General features: G+C 34.8%; 16 protein-coding genes. 13 read left to right on the top strand and 3 right to left on the bottom strand.

What is annotated here, in order from left to right:
* The first annotated feature begins 102 nt into the window (after positions 1 to 102).
* Positions 103 to 2,460 carry a choice-of-anchor L domain-containing protein gene (locus K0R77_RS02980; protein ID WP_300347315.1) on the top strand — a complete coding sequence of 786 codons (2,358 nt, stop codon included), beginning with the start codon at positions 103 to 105 and terminating at the stop codon, positions 2,458 to 2,460.
* Between the two features lie 88 nt (positions 2,461 to 2,548).
* Here K0R77_RS02980 and rsmA read toward each other — a convergent pair whose 3' ends face one another.
* Positions 2,549 to 3,319: a 16S rRNA (adenine(1518)-N(6)/adenine(1519)-N(6))-dimethyltransferase RsmA gene (gene rsmA / locus K0R77_RS02975; RefSeq protein WP_300347306.1), complete on the bottom strand. Its 771-nt coding sequence runs from the start codon at positions 3,317 to 3,319 to the stop codon at positions 2,549 to 2,551.
* A 92-nt stretch (positions 3,320 to 3,411) separates the two neighbouring features.
* Here rsmA and K0R77_RS02970 point away from each other — a divergent pair, with 92 nt between their 5' ends.
* The 10 genes from K0R77_RS02970 (at position 3,412) to K0R77_RS02925 (ending at position 14,821) form a co-directional block, all read left to right on the top strand.
* On the top strand, positions 3,412 to 4,308 hold the full coding sequence (locus K0R77_RS02970; protein WP_300347299.1) for a permease-like cell division protein FtsX: 897 nt from the start codon (positions 3,412 to 3,414) through the stop codon (positions 4,306 to 4,308).
* Between the two features lie 4 nt (positions 4,309 to 4,312).
* A complete protein-coding gene (locus tag K0R77_RS02965) occupies positions 4,313 to 4,609 on the top strand; it encodes a DUF3098 domain-containing protein (protein WP_300347289.1) in 297 nt (98 codons plus the stop codon).
* Positions 4,610 to 4,701: 92 nt separating this feature from the next.
* A complete protein-coding gene (locus K0R77_RS02960; protein WP_300347284.1) occupies positions 4,702 to 5,520 on the top strand; it encodes an undecaprenyl-diphosphate phosphatase in 819 nt (272 codons plus the stop codon).
* A 212-nt stretch (positions 5,521 to 5,732) separates the two neighbouring features.
* A complete protein-coding gene (truB, locus tag K0R77_RS02955; RefSeq protein ID WP_300347279.1) occupies positions 5,733 to 6,431 on the top strand; it encodes a tRNA pseudouridine(55) synthase TruB in 699 nt (232 codons plus the stop codon).
* Positions 6,432 to 6,511: 80 nt separating this feature from the next.
* Positions 6,512 to 7,021 carry a hypothetical protein gene (locus K0R77_RS02950; protein WP_300347271.1) on the top strand — a complete coding sequence of 170 codons (510 nt, stop codon included), beginning with the start codon at positions 6,512 to 6,514 and terminating at the stop codon, positions 7,019 to 7,021.
* The gene (gene rluF, locus K0R77_RS02945) at positions 7,021 to 7,743 is read left to right on the top strand and encodes a 23S rRNA pseudouridine(2604) synthase RluF (protein ID WP_300347265.1); all 723 of its coding nucleotides are present in this window, start codon (positions 7,021 to 7,023) and stop codon (positions 7,741 to 7,743) included. Before K0R77_RS02950 ends, rluF begins: the two co-directional genes overlap by 1 nt.
* Before the next feature lie 301 nt (positions 7,744 to 8,044).
* Positions 8,045 to 9,841, top strand: a complete 1,797-nt coding sequence (gene rpsA, locus K0R77_RS02940) for a 30S ribosomal protein S1 (protein WP_300347259.1) — start codon at positions 8,045 to 8,047, stop codon at positions 9,839 to 9,841.
* Between the two features lie 188 nt (positions 9,842 to 10,029).
* Positions 10,030 to 12,648 carry a T9SS-dependent M36 family metallopeptidase gene (locus K0R77_RS02935; RefSeq protein ID WP_300347257.1) on the top strand — a complete coding sequence of 873 codons (2,619 nt, stop codon included), beginning with the start codon at positions 10,030 to 10,032 and terminating at the stop codon, positions 12,646 to 12,648.
* A gap of 112 nt (positions 12,649 to 12,760) precedes the next feature.
* Positions 12,761 to 13,741 carry a DMT family transporter gene (locus K0R77_RS02930; protein WP_300347255.1) on the top strand — a complete coding sequence of 327 codons (981 nt, stop codon included), beginning with the start codon at positions 12,761 to 12,763 and terminating at the stop codon, positions 13,739 to 13,741.
* Between the two features lie 84 nt (positions 13,742 to 13,825).
* On the top strand, positions 13,826 to 14,821 hold the full coding sequence (locus K0R77_RS02925) for an alpha/beta hydrolase (protein WP_300347252.1): 996 nt from the start codon (positions 13,826 to 13,828) through the stop codon (positions 14,819 to 14,821).
* Between the two features lie 286 nt (positions 14,822 to 15,107).
* Here the strand turns inward: K0R77_RS02925 and rplS are convergent, their stop codons facing one another.
* A complete protein-coding gene (gene rplS / locus K0R77_RS02920) occupies positions 15,108 to 15,464 on the bottom strand; it encodes a 50S ribosomal protein L19 (RefSeq protein WP_007846341.1) in 357 nt (118 codons plus the stop codon).
* A gap of 388 nt (positions 15,465 to 15,852) precedes the next feature.
* Between rplS and K0R77_RS02915 the strand changes: the two genes are divergently transcribed.
* Positions 15,853 to 16,554 carry a CoA transferase subunit A gene (locus K0R77_RS02915; protein WP_300347242.1) on the top strand — a complete coding sequence of 234 codons (702 nt, stop codon included), beginning with the start codon at positions 15,853 to 15,855 and terminating at the stop codon, positions 16,552 to 16,554.
* A gap of 172 nt (positions 16,555 to 16,726) precedes the next feature.
* A complete protein-coding gene (locus K0R77_RS02910) occupies positions 16,727 to 17,380 on the top strand; it encodes a CoA transferase subunit B (protein WP_129534196.1) in 654 nt (217 codons plus the stop codon).
* 289 nt (positions 17,381 to 17,669) lie between these two features.
* Here K0R77_RS02910 and K0R77_RS02905 read toward each other — a convergent pair whose 3' ends face one another.
* Positions 17,670 to 18,479: a DUF4197 domain-containing protein gene (locus tag K0R77_RS02905; protein WP_300347239.1), complete on the bottom strand. Its 810-nt coding sequence runs from the start codon at positions 18,477 to 18,479 to the stop codon at positions 17,670 to 17,672.
* Positions 18,480 to 18,519: the final 40 nt, after the last annotated feature.

Below are 18,519 nucleotides of genomic sequence, written 5' to 3'. Positions count from 1 at the left end.
AATTTAAAGTCTTCCGCTTGGAAGACTTTTTTATGTTAAAAATATGAGTTATTAATGGCATTTATGTAAAAAAAAACTAAATTTGTTGAAACAAAAATTATTATGAAGAGATATATACTGTTGTTTTCATTATTCTTATTAAATTCAAATTTTCTTTTTTCACAAGCTACCCAATCTAGAAAACCTGCTAAAGAAACCTTTTCTGAATTGTCAAAAAAAGCAGGCGTTTTCATAGATGTTAATGTGCCTACTTATCCTGCATCATCTTATTCGCCTTTACAATTGGTGAAAGATGTTCTGATTTCATCTGGTACAAATACTTGTGTTACTCCTACAGTTTCTAATGTTACTGTTACTCCTAATCAGGCTGTGACATTTGCAGACAGAGCTTGGGGATATTTTCATCAGGGAACAACGAATTTTCCCTTCAAGGATGGAATTGTACTGTCTACAGGTTTTGCCAGAAAAGCGGGAAATACCTTAGAAGGAAATTTAAGTGATAATAATACAGGAGGAACTGATCCTGACTTGGCAACTGCAATTGGAGCTTCGGGTGTACTTACTAATTCTGCAATATTGGAATTTGATTTTACACCGACAACTTCTCAAATTAAATTCAATTATTTGTTGGCTTCAGAAGAATATACTGGGACTTTTCCTTGTAGTTATGCGGATGCATTTGCATTGCTTCTAAGACCTTCTACTGGTGGACCTTATGTAAATATGGCTGTTTTACCGGCAGGTGCCGGTCCTGTAAGTGTTACGAATATTCGGCCTCAAATAGGTACAACTTGTGCTGCTGTAAATCCGCAATATTTTGGTGGTTATAACACAGCAAACATTGAAACGAATTTTTATGGTAGAACAGTTCCTTTAACTGCAACAGCTACTGTAGTTCCGGGTCAGTCTTATCATTTTAAAATGGTTGTAGCTGATTTTGGACCTTTTGGTGCAGATTCATCTTATGATACTGCTGTGTTTTTAGAAGGAGGTTCTTTCAATATCGGTGTAGAGTTATTAGATCCTTCAGGAGCTCAGTTACCTGAAGAAATTAATGTTTGTGATAATGTACCGCAAGTGATTACTGCATCTGTAAGTGATCCTAACTTATTATATCAGTGGTTTTTGAATGGAACTCCTATTCCGGGAGCAACAACGAATGTTGTTACAGCTGTACAACCTGGAAATTATATGATTGAAGTAACCGTTCCGGGAAATCCTTGTCCGGGAACAGCTACAATCAAAATTAACGGTGGAACTACACCTTTAGCTCAGGATGCGTCATTCCGACTGTGTAGTACGCCGGATATTACAACATTTGATTTAAATAATGCAAAACCATTAATAAGTCCAACACCAAATGCTGTTTTCAGGTTTTATGTAAATCAGGCAGATGCAATAGCTCAAAATGCTAATTTTATTCAAAATCCAGCCAATTATAATGGAACAGACGGACAGATTTTATATGTGGTAGTTTCAGACGGAGGTTTCTGTAGTAAGACTATTAAGTTAACGCTAATTAGAGAAGTTACCCCAATTGCAGGACTTACCTCTTCAAGAATCAGAGTATGCCCTGGTGAATCTGTGACGCTTACCGCTACCGGTGGTGTAACTTATTTGTGGGATAATTTTACAGGAAATGGCAATACCCAAACTATTCCTGTTTATCAGACCACAACATTTACTGTTTATGCAATCGGAGCAAAAGGATGTCAATCTCTTTTACCTGCAAAAATTACTGTTGAGGTTGTACCGGAAATCACTTCACCTTTATTGGATGTAGAAATGTGTATTGGTGATACAATCGTTTTAGATGCAGGAGCGGGAACCAATTATTCTTATGTTTGGAATACGGGTGCAGAAACTCAGACCATTGTAGCAACTCAGTTAGGAATTTATACCGTAACAATTAATAATGGTATTTGTCAGAAACTTTTCACGGTTAAAGTACATGGTGCATCATCACCGTTCTTTACCAATCTTAGTTACGAAAACAATACGTTGACAGCGATTGCTACCAATCCTTCCATAAATAATATTTACGGAACGTTAGAGTATTCTGTTGATGGGATCAATTGGCAAGATTCTAATGTATTTACCAATCTTACGGATAATACGACATACAACGTTCAGGTGAGAATAAAAGGGACAAGTTGTGTGGGGGCAGTTGAATTCTTTACATTGGCAATTAACAATGTTATTACTCCAAATCAGGATGGTGTGAATGATGTATTGGATCTTACTAACCTGAAAGACTTCAATAATTTCACAGGATCAATCTATGACAGATATGGTGTTGAGATTTTCAGATTCTCAAAAGAAAGACCAATCTGGGATGGAACTGTATCAGGAAAAAGACTACCAACAGCAACATATTGGTACAAATTCAACTTCGAGTACAAGAAGTCTAAAGTACAAATGAACAGGTCTGGATGGATCATGTTGAAAAACAGAGAATAATCTTAAAACAGATATCAATAAAAATAGCCTTTCAAATCTGAAAGGCTATTTTGTTATGTTATGCTAAAATCATTAAATGAATTGCTGTTTATTGATTTTCTTTCCAAAGTTGAGTGAAGTGAATAAAATCTTCTACACTTAATTCTTCAGCTCTTTTATCCATAAATTCGTGAGTTTTTAAGGCTTCAGGAATATTCAGAACTTTCCATGAGTTGGATAATTTTTTTCTTCTTTGTCCGAAACCTGCTTTTACGATTTGCTTAAAAAGAATTTCATTTCCAACCAAACCTTTTTTCGGATTTCTCGTCAGTCTGATAACACCAGATTTTACTTTCGGTGGCGGATTGAATACATTTTCATGAACTGTAAAAAGATAAGTCACATCATAATATGCCTGTACCAAAACAGACAAAATTCCGTAATCTTTAGTTCTCGGAACAGCAGCAGTTCTTTCGGCAACTTCCTTTTGGAACATTCCTACCATCTCAGGAACAATTTGATAATAGTCAATGATTTTAAATAAAATCTGTGACGAAATATTATATGGAAAATTACCGATTATGGCAATTTGCTCATTATTGATAAAGTTAAAATCCTGCTTCAGGAAATCTCCTACGAAGGTTTCTTCTGTAGCTTTAGCATAATTTTTTTTAAGATAATCTATAGATTCTGTATCAATTTCAGCCAGATAAATGGTCTGTTCTTTATCCAAAAGATATTTGGTAAGCACACCCATTCCAGGTCCCACTTCCATGACGTTGTTGTAGTTTTCGTAACTTAAGCCTTCTACAATATTTTTTGCGATGTTTTCATCCGTCAAAAAGTGTTGACCCAGATGTTTTTTTGCTCTTACACTCAAAGTTTATTTATGATTTCGTTAACAATGATTTTCTCTTATTCGTTCCAAATTTCGGTAGAATTTTTCTATTTTAGCCAAAAATTTTAATATTAATGGCGAAATCTGTAGAAGAGTTTAATAAGAAAAGGCTTCGGTCTAGCAATATTACTGTTGTAATAAGTATTGCCCTTGTGTTATTTTTGTTGGGATTAATGGGTTTGATTTTGATCAATGCGCAGAAATACTCTGACTATCTGAAAGAGCAACTTGTTGTAAATGCGTACTTTGACGAAAATTATGATGTGAAAGATTCTGCCAGAATTGTAAAGCAGGAAGCGGAAGCAGTTCAGCAAATTCAAAAATTGGAGTCTGTAAAGCGTACCACATATATTTCTAAGAAAATGGCTTCAGCAGAGGCTAAAAAAAGTTTAGGTGTCAACAGTGAAGCGCTTTTTGAAGACGATATTTTCCCGGCTTCTGTAGAAATTGCCTTAAAACCTGAATATACAGACTCAACCAAAATCGGTGCAGTTTTATCTCAGATCAAATCGGTTCCCGGAATTGTAGATGTGAAAAACGATTCAGATTCTCAGAAGATTTACGATAAATTAAATAAAATTCTAAAATGGATTTTGGCATTTTGCGTTCTGTTTTTAGTTTTGGCAATTGTTTTAATTAACAATTCAATCAGACTAAAAGTTTTCTCAAAAAGATTTATCATTAAAACCATGCAGCTTGTAGGTGCGAAAAGAAGATTTATCTTAACTCCATTCATCAAAGAAGCTTTGATTCTTGGTTTGTTAGGTGCAATTCTAGCTCTATTGGCATTGTCTGGACTTTGGTATTACTTTACAACCACGATAAAAACTCCTTTTGTACAAGATACCAATCAGTATTTCTGGTTAGTTCTTTTAATTTTCGGAGTAGGTATTTTCATCACAATATTAAGTACAATCGTTGCAACGTGGAGATTCTTGAGATCAAATGTTGACGACTTATATTATTCTTAAAAAAATGGGCAAAAAAACACATAAATTTTCCGCGTCAGATTTTGGGACGGAAAGAGAAGTTTCAGAAAAACAGGCTTTCTATTTCGGACAGCAAAATTATAAATGGATGCTTATTGGTCTGGCTTGTATCGTTGTTGGTTTCCTTTTGATGATGGGGCCGGATGCGAATACAGTTGATGGAAAATTAGATCCGAATTCATGGAACGACGGTATATTTTCAATCAGAAGAATAAGAATCGCACCATTATTAATTGTAATTGGTTTCGTTATTGAAATTTATGCGATCCTGAAAAGAAAATAAAAACTTTAGACATAAAGATTAAAGAGTTAAAAGATTTGAATGCAATTTGAATCTTTTAATCTTTTTAATCTTTTAATTTTTAATAAAGAAAAATGGATTTAATCAAAGCAATTATCATTGCGATTGTAGAAGGACTTACAGAATATTTACCGATTTCGTCAACCGCTCATATGGGTTTTGCAGCCAATTTGATGGGCTTGGAAGAAACAGAGTTTCTTAAAATGTTTCAGGTTTCCATACAGTTTGGGGCAATTTTATCCGTTGTAATAGCATATTGGAAAAAGTTTTTTGACCTGAAAAATCTTCAGTTTTATTTCAAATTGGGTTTTGCTGTTATTCCGGCTTTGGTTTTAGGATATATTTTTGATGACAAAATTGAGGCAGTTTTAGGAAATCAGATTGCAATTTCGTCAGTTTTGGTTATTGGTGGTGTAGTTCTGCTATTTGCGGATAAGTGGTTCAAAAATCCTGTCATTCATGACGAAAAAGAATTGTCTATAAAAAAAGCAGTAATCATCGGTTTTTGGCAATGTCTTGCAATGATGCCCGGAACGAGTAGAAGTGCAGCTTCTATCATTGGTGGAATGACACAGGGTTTGACAAGAAAAGCAGCGGCAGAATTTTCTTTCTTCCTCGCTGTTCCTACAATGTTGGCAGTAACGGTATATTCAGTTTTTGTAAAAACCTGGGGTAAAGAAACTGCAAATCCAATGAAAGGATATGAGATGATTCTTGAATCTCAAGATCACATCATGATATTTATCGTTGGGAATATTGTAGCATTTATCACAGCACTTATCGCAATCAAAGCATTCATCGGTGTTCTGAATAAATATGGTTTCAAACCTTGGGGATGGTACAGAATTATTGTCGGAATTGCTTTGTTGGTTTATTTTTATTGGTTTAAATAACTTTTAGGGCAGCTAAGAACTTCGTTCGTAAACTTCGATAAAGCTTTGCTTTTTCTCATTTATGCCTTCCACTCCCGCTTTTTTGCCTGCGCTTCGCTCCAGCAAAAAGAGCTCCGTTCAAGTCGGGCTGCGAGAGATTCAACGCGTAAAGGCATAGAATTAATTTAATAAATAACTAATCAACTGATAACTTTTAACTCAAGCAACTCAAAATGACAGCAGAACAACTTCTCGAAGGACACATCTTTCTTTTAGATAAACCTCTGGACTGGACTTCCTTTCAGGCGGTCAATAAAATGAAATACAAACTCAAAAGTGAGTTTGGCCTTCCGAAAAAATTTAAAATCGGTCATGCAGGAACTTTAGATCCGAGAGCGACTGGTCTTTTGATTGTCTGTACCGGAAAATTCACAAAAAAAATTCCGGAAATACAGGACGCTCCCAAAGAATATTGGACGGAGATAAAAGTCGGAGCACAGACAGAATCTTATGATACCGAAAAACCTGAAATTCTTCAACAGGATATTTCGCATATCACAGAAACAAACGTAAAAGAAGCTTTAGAAAAATTTTTAGGTGAAATCGAACAGACGCCACCGATTTTCTCTGCCATCAAAATAGATGGTAAAAGAGCTTATGATATGGCTAGAGCAGGGCAGGAGATAGAAATGAAATCCAGAAAAACTACAATTACTTATATAAAAGATGTAAAAATCAATTTTCCTTTGGTAAGTTTTACTGTTGGTTGTTCGAAAGGAACTTACATTAGAAGTCTGGCTCACGATATTGGTCAAGAATTAGGGGTTGGTGCTTATTTAACACAATTGAGAAGAACAAAAACCGGAGACTACAACGTAGAACATGCAACGACAGATTTTTTAGAAAACGAATACAAATTTGAAAATTTATGATCAGAAATTTATTATTAATATCATTTTTATTGATTTCATTACAATCATTTTCGCAGGTAGGTCAATCGAAAAAACCGAAAATGAATTTCTATTTTAATCCTTCATTGAACGTAGGATATAATTTAGGTAATAGTATTAAAGACAATCAGAACAAAGATTCTTACGACTATCAACAAAATATTGCGCCTTATCTTCCTAACAAATATATGTACGGAATTTCGGCAATCGGCGGTTATCAATTTCTTCCTAACTTTGCAATCGGTACCGGATTAAAATATAGTTACATAGATCCCAATTTTCATTTAATGTACTGGATGATTCAGCCAAAAGTTATTTTTAATCCGGGAGACGAAGCTTTTTTTATTGATCTTACCTATGGTAGACAATTTAATAAGTCGGTTGTTTCAAATGCTGACTTCTGGAGCTTAAAAGCAGGTATTCAGGTTTCTTATTCAAAAAGACTTAGCCAGGAGGGAGGTTTATTTTTGGAAGGAGCCCAGCTTGGAAATACAGGTGCTGTATTTATAGGAATAAGCTATGGAATCACGATTTTCAGTAATAAAAATTACACAGTAGAAGGAATAGACTAATGGAAAAAACACGTATCAACAAATATCTATCGGAAGTTGGTTTCTGCTCAAGAAGAGCTGCAGACAAACTTTTGGAAGAAGGAAGAATAACGATCAATGGTAAAGTACCCGAAATGGGAACGAAAATATCTGATGATGACGTGGTGGAAGTTGACGGAAAACCCATTCGTGAATCTGAAGATAAACCTATTTATATTGCTTTCAACAAGCCCGTTGGGATTGTTTGTACTACAGATACAAAGCGTGAGATTGATAATATCATTGAATATATTAACCATCCAAAAAGAATTTTTCCCATCGGAAGATTAGATAAACCTAGTGAGGGTTTGATATTATTGACGAACGACGGTGACATCGTCAATAAAATTCTTAGAGGAAAAAACAATCACGAAAAAGAATATCTGGTAAGAGTTGATAAACCGCTCAATACAAAATTCCTCGAAAAAATGCGAAACGGCGTTCCTATTTTGGATACCGTTACCAAAAAATGCGAGGTGGAGAGAATTGATGATATGACTTTCCGTATTGTTTTGACACAAGGTTTGAACAGACAGATCAGAAGAATGTGCGAATTTCTTGGTTATGAAGTGAAAAAACTGAAGCGTATCAGAATCATGAATATCAAACTTGATCTTCCTTTAGGGAAATGGAGAGATTTGACAGATGAGGAACTTTCTGAACTTAATATTCTACTGGATGGCTCGTCAAAAACCTTTGAATAATCTATTTATAAGTACGTACAAAACTTTACAAATATTATTAGATGCTAATTCTCTTGTAGGTATCAATGCTTTGAGAGTGTAATTAAGCTGAATTATAAATATCTGATAAATAGAAGCTTAAAATATAAAACAATAATATAAAAAAGTATTGTCATAATTAAATTTTTTCGTAATTTTGCACTCACTTTTGTGAACGTACTTTCGGCGAAGTAAAACATTAACAATTAACGACTTCCATATTTTTCAGGATTCACAGCAAAGCCAAAGTCTGTAAGAATAGGAATACAAATTTTATTAGAAAATGTCAAAAGAGACAAATTCAGCAGAGGTTATTCTTAACCAAAACGTAGCACCAGAACAATTTGACTGGGATTCTTTCGAATCTGGTCTTGATGCAGATGCTAGAAAAGAAAAAAGCGATCTAGAAGAAATCTATAACGGATCTCTTAGCAGCTTAAATGATAACGACGTTATCACTGGTAAAGTTGTAAGATTGACTGACAAAGAAGCTATCGTAGACATCGATTTCAAATCTGAAGGTGTTATTTCTCTTAACGAATTCCGTTACAACCCAGGCCTTAAAGTAGGTGATGATGTTGAAGTAATGGTAGACAGAAGAGAAGACAAAACAGGACAGTTACAATTATCTCACAGAAAAGCTAGAACGCTTAAAGCTTGGGATAGAGTAAACGAACTTCACGAAACTGGAGAAATCGTAAACGGTTTTGTAAAATCTAGAACTAAAGGAGGGATGATCGTTGACGTACACGGTATCGAAGCATTCTTACCAGGTTCTCAAATCGACGTTAAGCCAATTAAAGATTACGATCAGTTCGTAGGTAAAACTATGGAGTTCAAAGTTGTGAAAATCAACCCTGAGTTCAAAAACGTAGTGGTATCTCACAAAGCATTGATCGAAGCAGATATCGAAGGTCAGAAAAAAGAAATCATCGCACAGCTTGAAAAAGGTCAGGTTCTTGAAGGTACTGTTAAGAATATTACTTCTTACGGTGTATTCGTAGATCTTGGTGGTGTAGACGGATTGATCCACATTACAGACCTTTCTTGGTCTAGAGTGAACCATCCATCTGAAATCTTGGAAGACGGACAAACTGTGAAAGTGGTTATCCTTGACTTTGATGACGAGAAAACAAGAATCCAATTGGGTATGAAGCAATTAGAAGCTCATCCTTGGGATGCTCTTTCTGCTGACATGAAAGTTGGTGATAAAGTAAAAGGAAAAGTAGTAGTTCTTGCTGACTATGGTGCATTCGTTGAGATCGCTCCAGGTGTAGAAGGATTAATTCACGTTTCTGAAATGTCTTGGTCTACTCATTTGAGAAGCGCAGGAGATTTCGTAAAAGTAGGTGACGAAGTGGAAGCTGAAGTACTTACTCTTGACAGAGAAGACAGAAAAATCTCTTTAGGGATGAAACAATTATCTAAAGATCCTTGGGAAAATATCGAAGCTAAATATCCGGTAGGTTCTGAGCACGTTGGAACTGTAAGAAACTTTACAAACTTCGGTGTATTCGTAGAATTGGAAGAAGGTATCGACGGATTGATCTATATCTCAGACCTTTCTTGGACTAAGAAAATCAAGCATCCATCAGAATTCTGTGCAGTAGGTGATAAATTGAATGTTGTAGTTCTAGAACTAGACATCCAGGCTAGAAGATTATCTCTAGGTCACAAGCAATTGACAGAAAACCCTTGGGATAAATTTGAAACTAAATATGCTGAAGGAACTGTACACGCTGGTAAAGCTGTAGAAGTACACGATAAAGGTGCTTCTGTACAATTCGAAGATGCTGAAGTAGAAGCTTTCTGCCCTTCAAGATTATTAGAGAAAGAAGACGGATCTAAAATCAAAAAAGGTGAAGATGCTCAATTCAAAGTAATCGAATTCAACAAAGAATTCAAAAGAGTAGTGGTATCTCACACAGGTATCTTCAGAGACGAAGAGAAGAAAAATGTAAAAGAATCTAATAACAGATCTAATACATCATCATCATCTTCAAACAACGAAGAAAGATCAACTCTTGGTGATATCGATGTTTTAGCAGAACTTAAAAAGAAAATGGAAGGAGGTAAATAATCTCTGATCGTTTTTTAGAATATGAAGCCACTCTTAGGAGTGGCTTTTTTTTGTTGAGTAATCGTATATAAAATATTATTATTACATTATTGAAAGTTATCATCAATAAATCTTATTGCTTTCTACAAAATTTTAGACGTGATTTCGTAAAATGTTCATATTTTTATAAAGCATTAATAACTAAAGTCATGAACCACCATATTATTAATAAAATTAAAATAAAAAGTGTTGAAATTGCATTGGTACTTTTTATTTTACTTCCTTATTTCATGTTTTCTCAGCAACAGAAAAGGCTGATAACGAATTATTTCCAAACAAGACAGATTCAGGATTTTAAAAAAGCAGATTTAATGAATTTTGATATAGATAATATAGATTCATCAAAGTCATTGGGAGCAGAGGTTATTAAAATTCAGCAAAAATTTAAAGGTTATCCTGTTTATAATGCAGTAGGGACTGCTCTTATTAAAGATGATAAAATTGTTTATTTTTCAGATTCTTTTGTAAAAAATTATGATAATTCCACATCAAATATTGCTCTATTAAGTAAAGAAAATGCACTTGAAAAAATTGCTGCCGTTTTACGTAATAATGTTATAGAAAGCTATACTATCCTTGAAAATTCTTCTCCGGAACCCAATCATAAAAAATTCGCAAAACAAAAATTAGTTTTTGTTGAGGTAAATTCAAATTTCAAACTTGCCTACCAATTTTTCCTTCACGAACCGCAATCTAAAAATTCATGGAATATTTTAGTCGATGCAAATACAGGAGAAATTTTAAATAAGGATCATCTAAATTTGTCATGTAGCTTTCACCCAGAAGCCTATGGTCATGATTATTCAAATGAATATTTTACTGAATCTTCAAATAAATCATACAACACATCCAATTTACTTTTGCCGGATAATGCATCCTATAATGTATTTCCTCTGCCAATTGAAGCTCCGACTTTTGGAAACAGAACGATTCTTACCAATCCTTGGGTATTGACTTCATCTCCGGAAGGATGGCATTCTGATGGTGCAAATCATTACACAATTACAAGAGGAAATAATGTTTTTGCTTATGCAGATACATCAAACTCAAACCAACCGGGATTTTCTCCGGATGGCGGTGCAAATAGGAATTTTAATTTTCCTTTTTCAGTCAACGCTACTTCTGCGTTCAACCGAAATGCTGCTATCACCAATTTATTTTATATCAATAATAGAGTGCACGACATTTTTTATCAATTCGGATTTACAGAATCGGCAAGAAATTTCCAGCAGAATAATTTTGGAAAAGGTGGTGTAGGAAATGATTATGTAATTGCTGAAGCTCAGGATTCAGGAGAATTAAATAATGCCAATTTCACAACACCTTCTGACGGAAATAAACCATTGATGCAAATGTATCTTTGGTTTACAGTCAACAGATTTTTCTTTTATAATTCTCCGTTATCGGCTATTTCTCGTGTTCCACAAGCCAATCCAGCTCAGTTTGGACCACCGCTCAATGGGATTGGGGTGACAGGTGATATCGTATTAGCAACTGTAATTGATGGTTGTACTGCATTACCATCGGGATCTTTATCAGGAAAAATAGGCCTTATCGAAAGAGGGGGAAGTTCGCAATGTACATTTGCTCTGAAAGTGAAAAATGCACAAAATGCAGGAGCAATTGCTGCAATTATCTATAATAATGCTGCTGCTGTAAATTTTCCGTCTTCTATGGGGGGAACTGATCCTACAATCACTATTCCTTCAGTTCTGATTACCAATAGTGAAGGTGAATATATCAAAACTCAATTGAATAATGGAGCCACAGTCAATGTAACTTTAAAAAGTGACCCTGCAACCGCAGTTACTCCTGACGGAAGTTTTGACAACGGAATCATCACACACGAATACGGTCATGGAATATCAAACAGACTCACCGGAAACGGATACACCTGCCTTTTAAAATCTCAAAGTAAAGAACAGATGGGTGAAGGCTGGTCAGATTTTTTTGCATTAATGCTTACCAATAGCCCTGATGATAATGCAAATATTCCGAGAAGTGTAGGAACCTATGCAAGCGGACAGTCAACAAATGGTGCTGGTTTAAGACCTGTAAAATATTCTCCCGATTTTTCTATAAACGATTATACGTACGGCAAAACTAACGGAATGGAAATCGAAGAAGATTCTGAAATTGTTCCTGATGTACACAAGATAGGATTTGTCTGGGCAACAATGCTGTGGGATTTACATTGGCAATATGCTGCAAAATATGGATATTCATCTGATGTGACTGCTAATATGAACAGTGGAAGCTCACGAGTACTGCAACTCGTAACTGACGCTTTGAAATTACAGGCTTGTAATCCTACTTTTATAGACGGTCGTAATGCAATTTTATCCGCAGAAATGTTGACAACTAAAGGCGAAAACCGATGTATGATCTGGAAGACTTTTGCGAAAAGAGGTTTAGGTTTAAATGCTTCTGCGGGTAACAAAATGAATATCAGTGATCAGGTTGAAGATTTTTCAATACCCAGAGATTGTACTGAAGGAAATTCAAACATTCCTGTTGATAGAAGTCAGATCGCAATTTATCCTAATCCTGCTAAAGATGAATTTTTCATTTATTTAAAAGATTATACCATAGGAAAAGTTCATGTTCAGGTTTATGATATGTCCGGAAAATTGGTGTTGTCAGAAAACAGATCTTCACCGGATTCAAGAATTCTGGTTTCCACAAAAGACTTTGAGAACGGAGTTTATGTAGTAAAATTACAAGGTGTAGGAATTGACATTACTTCAAAAATAATCGTTAAAAAATAGAATTTAGAAATATCAATATGATTGTCCCGGAATTTCTGAACGGTTTTTATTTAATATAGATTTCTGCTGAATCACATTTTTATGTCGTAAATTTGCCGGCTGTAAAAATGATATGGAGAAGAAGAATATTTTAAAAGGAGTTATATTTGTTGGTATTGGAGCAAGTATTTACGGGATGTTGGCGACATTTGTGAAGATGTCTTACAAAGAAGGATTTACAACTTCAGAAGTTACAACGGCACAGTTTGTAATGGGATTTTTGGGATTATTGATTTTAAATTTTATTCAGACAATTACCTCAAAAAAAACTTTATCATCACCTGGTTTCAAAGAATTTAAAATGTTGATGTTAGCGGGAACTTCGTTAGGTTGTACCAGTCTTTTTTATTATATATCAGTTCAGTACATTAATGTATCAATAGCAATTGTTCTTTTGATGCAGTCGGTTTGGTTTAGTGTGGTGGTCGAGAGTTTTTTAACAAAAAAATTACCGAATGCTAAAAAGATCATTGCGACCTTGATTGTTTTAATAGGAACAGTTTTAGCCACAAATATCATTAATTTAGAAGTGAAAATCGATTGGCGTGGCATATTTTGGGGATTGTTGGCAGCGGCTTCATTTACCATGACGATGTTTACTTCCAATACTTTGGCAACGAATTTACCAGTTCTCAGAAAAAGTATTATTATGCTTTCCGGAGGATTGGTTATTGTGCTTTTATTTCTCTTTTTTGCTCAGATTGGACCTCTGCATTTTGAAGGACTAAGATCTTTTTACTTAAATTTCACAGAAAATACACAACATATCCGTCCGTTTGATTATTCAATATTTTGGACTTATGGATTCATTTTAGCACTTTTTGGAACGATAATTCCACCGATTTTATTTAATCTAGGTTTTCCAAATACAGGTTTGGGTTTAGGAAGCATCATTTCATCTTTAGAGCTTCCGGTTTCTGTTACGATGGCTTTTGTTTTGTTAGGTGAACAAGTACTTTTCGTTCAATGGACAGGAATCGCATTAATCCTTTTCGCAATCGTTTTAATGAATTTGCCCTCCAAAAAAGAATTGAAAACAGCAGAAATGTCTTAAAAATATTAATTAAATTAAAAATAACATCCTAAAACCGTTTCTTTTGAAGTGGTTTTTTTAATTTTAGTATCTAAAATCAATTTCATGAAATATTTAAAAAATGCTGTAGTGACAATGCTGCTTTCTCTTTCTTCAGATTTAATGTTTTCACAGGTCAAACCTTTAGATGCAACGCTTTCAAACTATCCATATCCTTACGAAGTTCATTTCAAAGATTTAAAATCCCAAAATCAAACTTTGAAAATGGCCTATATGGATGTAAAACCTAAAACATCGAACGGAAAAACTATCATGCTTCTTCACGGAAAAAATTTCAACGGAGCGTATTGGCAAAAAACGGCAAAAGATTTATCAGATAAAGGTTTCAGGGTGATAATTCCGGACCAGATCGGCTTTGGGAAATCTTCAAAACCGCAGAGTTATCAGTTTTCATTTGCACAATTGGCAAGTAATACCAAAGCAATTTTGGATGATTTAAAAATTGATAAATTGATTGTTTTAGGACATTCAATGGGCGGAATGGTTGCTACAAGATTCACTTTAATGTATCCTGAAGTGGTTGAAAAGTTAATTTTAGAAAATCCGATTGGATTAGAAGATTACAAAACTTTAGCAAAATATCAGACTGTTGACGAAGCGTATCAGTCAGAATTAAAAAACACAGCCGAAAGCTACAAAAATTATCAGCTGAAATTTTATTACGATAACAAATGGAAAGCCGAATACCAACCGTGGCTTGATTTAATAGCAGGCTGGACATTGCACAAAGATTATCCTCAAGTAGCCTGGAATGCTGCATTAACGAGTGATATCATCTTCAATCAGCCTGTCGTTTATGAATTTAAAAACATTAAAACTCCAACATTATTAATTATCGGAACACGAGACAGAACAGCAATTGGAAAAGACCGAGCTCCAAAAGAAATGCAGCCAACAATGGGACAGTATCAGGAATTAGGAAGGAAAACACAACAACAAATTGAAGGATCAAAACTGGTTGAACTTGAAAACGTAGGACATCTTCCTCACATCGAAGTCTACGATAAATTCTGGAGTGCTTTGTATGATTTTATTAAGTAGAATTAAAGCTGTTTTAATTGACTTAGGAAATGGAGGCGTTAAGAAAATTGAAATTTAATCCGTTAAAAAATTCCCATTGTTTGAAGCGCGACACAAATTCTGATCCGAAGAATTAGTTTTGATGCGCGCAAGTTTTGGGAATTTTAGGATTAAATTTCAATTTTTAGCCGGAGTTTCCAGTCTTGAACTTTTGGTTCTTTTGTTTCAAGACAAAAGAATATATATGAAAATAAAGAGAGGGTTTATCAATTGATAAACCCTCTCTTCGTATGTGTTGTTGTCTGAATTATTTCTTCTTGTAAGCAGCGTCTTTAATTCTCGCTTTTTTACCTCTAAGGTCTCTGAAGTAGTAAATTCTAGATCTTCTAACTTTACCTCTTCTGTCAACTTCGATTTTTTGAAGAGCAGGCATGTTGATAGGGAAAACTCTTTCTACACCTACATCACCACTCATTTTTCTGATTGTAAAAGTCTTTGTAGAACCTGTTCCTCTCAATTGGATTACAGTTCCTTTGAAGAACTGAGTTCTCGTTTTTTGACCCTCCTTAATCTCGTAATACACAGTGATTGTATCACCAGCTTTGAATTCTGGGAATTCTTTTTTTGTAATGTACTTGTCTTGTACGTACTTTAATAAATCCATTATTAATAAAATAAAAAGTGTTAAGCTAAGCAACTTTCACGGACTTCGTCAGAGGTTGAATAACAGATTGCAAAAATAAAATAAATTTTTCTGTTAGCCAACAGTTTACGAAACAATTTTCAAGAATTTTCACATTTTCGAATTCATTTTCTAGTGCGCTTAATCAAAATCATAACTATTTGACTTTCAAATGTAATCATGACGTGTCCTTCACTCGGTCATTCCGCTGCGCTCCATTTCCGTTGCGGCGGCTTTGCCGCCGCAACTCCCAAAAAGGATGTCGCTTTCATCCCTCACGCAAAATACAGCCTTTCAAATCAAAAGATTACAAAATTGAGAAAATTCCCAAAAAAATTGTAATTTCAGACCACAAATTTTAAGCAGTACAATGATAGATAAAAGAGTAAAAAATGCTACTGAAGCGATACAAGGAATCAAAGACGGAATGACCTTGATGTTAGGAGGTTTCGGTCTTTGCGGAATTCCAGAAAATTCAATTAATGCCTTGGTAGATAGCGATGTAAAAGATCTTACCTGCATTTCAAACAATGCCGGAGTTGATGATTTTGGTTTAGGATTATTGTTGCAGAAAAAGCAGATCAAAAAAATGATATCTTCGTATGTTGGAGAAAATGCAGAATTTGAAAGACAGATGCTTTCAGGCGAATTGGATGTTGAACTAACTCCACAAGGAACACTGGCTGAAAAATGCAGAGCCGCACAAGCCGGAATTCCCGCATTTTATACTCCTGCAGGCTTCGGAACTGAAGTCGCCCAAGGTAAAGAAGTGAAAGATTTCAACGGCAAGCCGCATATTTTGGAACACGCTTACAACGCAGATTATTCTATTGTAAAAGCTTGGAAAGGTGATCACGCAGGAAACTTAATTTTCAAAGGTTCTGCAAGAAACTTTAATCATCCAATGGCAGGAGCAGGGAAAATTACCATCGCTGAAGTAGAAGAATTGGTTGCTCCGGGAGAATTAGATCCTAACCAGATTCACATTCCGGGAATTATGATTCAAAGAATCTTCCAGGGAGAAAAATTTGAAAAAAGAATTGAACAGCGAACTGTGAGAAAAAAAGATTAAAAATTATCTACAAAAAAGGGACAAATATCTTCTGTGCTCTTTGCTGAGTGGAGCGCCTTTGCGGACTTAAAAACAGAATGAAGTTTAAAAAAATCTTTGTGCCCTTTGTGTTTAAATCAAATGACTGTTAATTTTCAAATTATCATATCAACAAATTTTCAAATTAAACAAAATGTTAAGTAAAGAAGATATAGCAAAACGTATTTCCAAAGAAGTAAAAGACGGATATTATGTAAACTTGGGAATCGGAATTCCGACTTTGGTTGCCAATTACGTTCCGGATAATCTTTCGGTAGAGTTTCAGAGTGAAAACGGAGTTTTAGGAATGGGACCGTTTCCCTTCGAAGGCGAAGAAGATGCAGATGTCATTAATGCAGGAAAACAGACGATCACAATTTTAGAAGGTGGTTCATTTTTCGATTCTGCATTCAGTTTTGGGATGATCAGAAGCCAGAAAGTTGACTTGACCATTCTCGGAGCAATGGAAGTTTCAGAAAACGGAGACATCGCCAACTGGAAAATTCCTGGAAAAATGGTGAAAGGAATGGGTGGCGCAATGGATTTGGTAGCTTCAGCTGAAAATATCATCGTTGCAATGATGCACGTTAATAAAGCTGGAGAAAGCAAAATCCTAAAAAAATGTACACTTCCTCTAACCGGGATCAATTGCGTGAAAAAAGTGGTTACTGAATTAGCCGTTTTAGATGTTACTCCGGCCGGATTCAAGCTTGTTGAAAGAGCTCCCGGTGTTTCCGTAGAACACATTATAAAATCCACAGAAGCAGATCTCATCATAGAAGGCGAAATTCCTGAAATGCAGTTCTAATAAAAAAACCTTGTCGATCGACAAGGTTTTTTTATTTGTAGTTTATTGACATAGGAAAATGGAACGTTAATAAAATTAAAAATTAATCCGTTAAAAAATTTCCACTGTTTGAAGCGCGCCATAAACCTTTAATCAAAAAATAAATCTCTAATCCGCGCGAGTTTTGGAAATTTTAGGATTAAATTTTAATTTTTAGTGGAATTTTCCAAGTCTTGAATTAATTTTTCTTTTGTTTCAAGACAAAAGAAAAATTAATTGAATTTGTTTTATTAACTTTATAAAAGAAAAATTATTTTCCGTCTTGCGCTCCAAAAACTTTCTGCAAAATACTTGTAGTCCTCATCACAGAATTATTCCTGATTCCGGTTTCTTTTTCAGCTATCATTTTGAAAACACCATTGATTGTTTCGTTGGTAACGTATTCGTTTAAATCAGTAGAAACAGCATTTCCTGTCAATGTATTGTATTTAGAAATCAAATTATTCCAGACCTTATCTGCGCCCACTTTTCCAAGAGAAGCCTTTACTTTCGGCTGAAAAGCAGTGAAAAGTTGAGCCTGTGTTTTGTTCTGTAGATAGTTTGTTGCTGAGTTATCTCCTCCTAGCAAAATATTTTTAGCATCGGTAATTGTCATTGACGTAATCGCTTTTGTGAAGATCGGAGCAGCTTCTGTGACAGCATCTTCCGCAGCTCTGTTCAATAGTTTGACGCCCTGATCAGCCAGACTTCCCAATCCGAATTCACGGAGTTTCGTATCAATTACTCTTAATTTTTCAGGCATTAATATCTTTACGGCTTCATTTTTCAAAAAACCATCGGTTACACCCAATTTTTTCACGCCTTCTGTTACACCCAAACTCAAAGCTTCCTTCAAACCTGACGAAATCTGAGTTGAAGACAGACTGCTGATATTTACAGAAGGTGATTTTGTAGGGGTTGAAGTTGTAGTCGTTGTATTTGTAGAGGTTTTCGTTTTCACAGGATTGTTGAGATCAACTCCTGTTTGATTTTTAACGGTCGATTTGATAATATCTAAAATCTGTGCTTGTGCAGAAACTGAAAATAATAATCCAGCTACTAGAATAAAAGTTTTTTTCATCGCTTATTTTATACAAATTTAGATGTTTTATGGCTTAATA

Source organism: Chryseobacterium sp., assembly GCF_029240215.1.
Classification (GTDB): domain Bacteria; phylum Bacteroidota; class Bacteroidia; order Flavobacteriales; family Weeksellaceae; genus Chryseobacterium.
The sequence above is the reverse complement of the archived record's forward strand: the minus strand, read 5'-3'. Positions and strand labels throughout refer to the sequence as shown.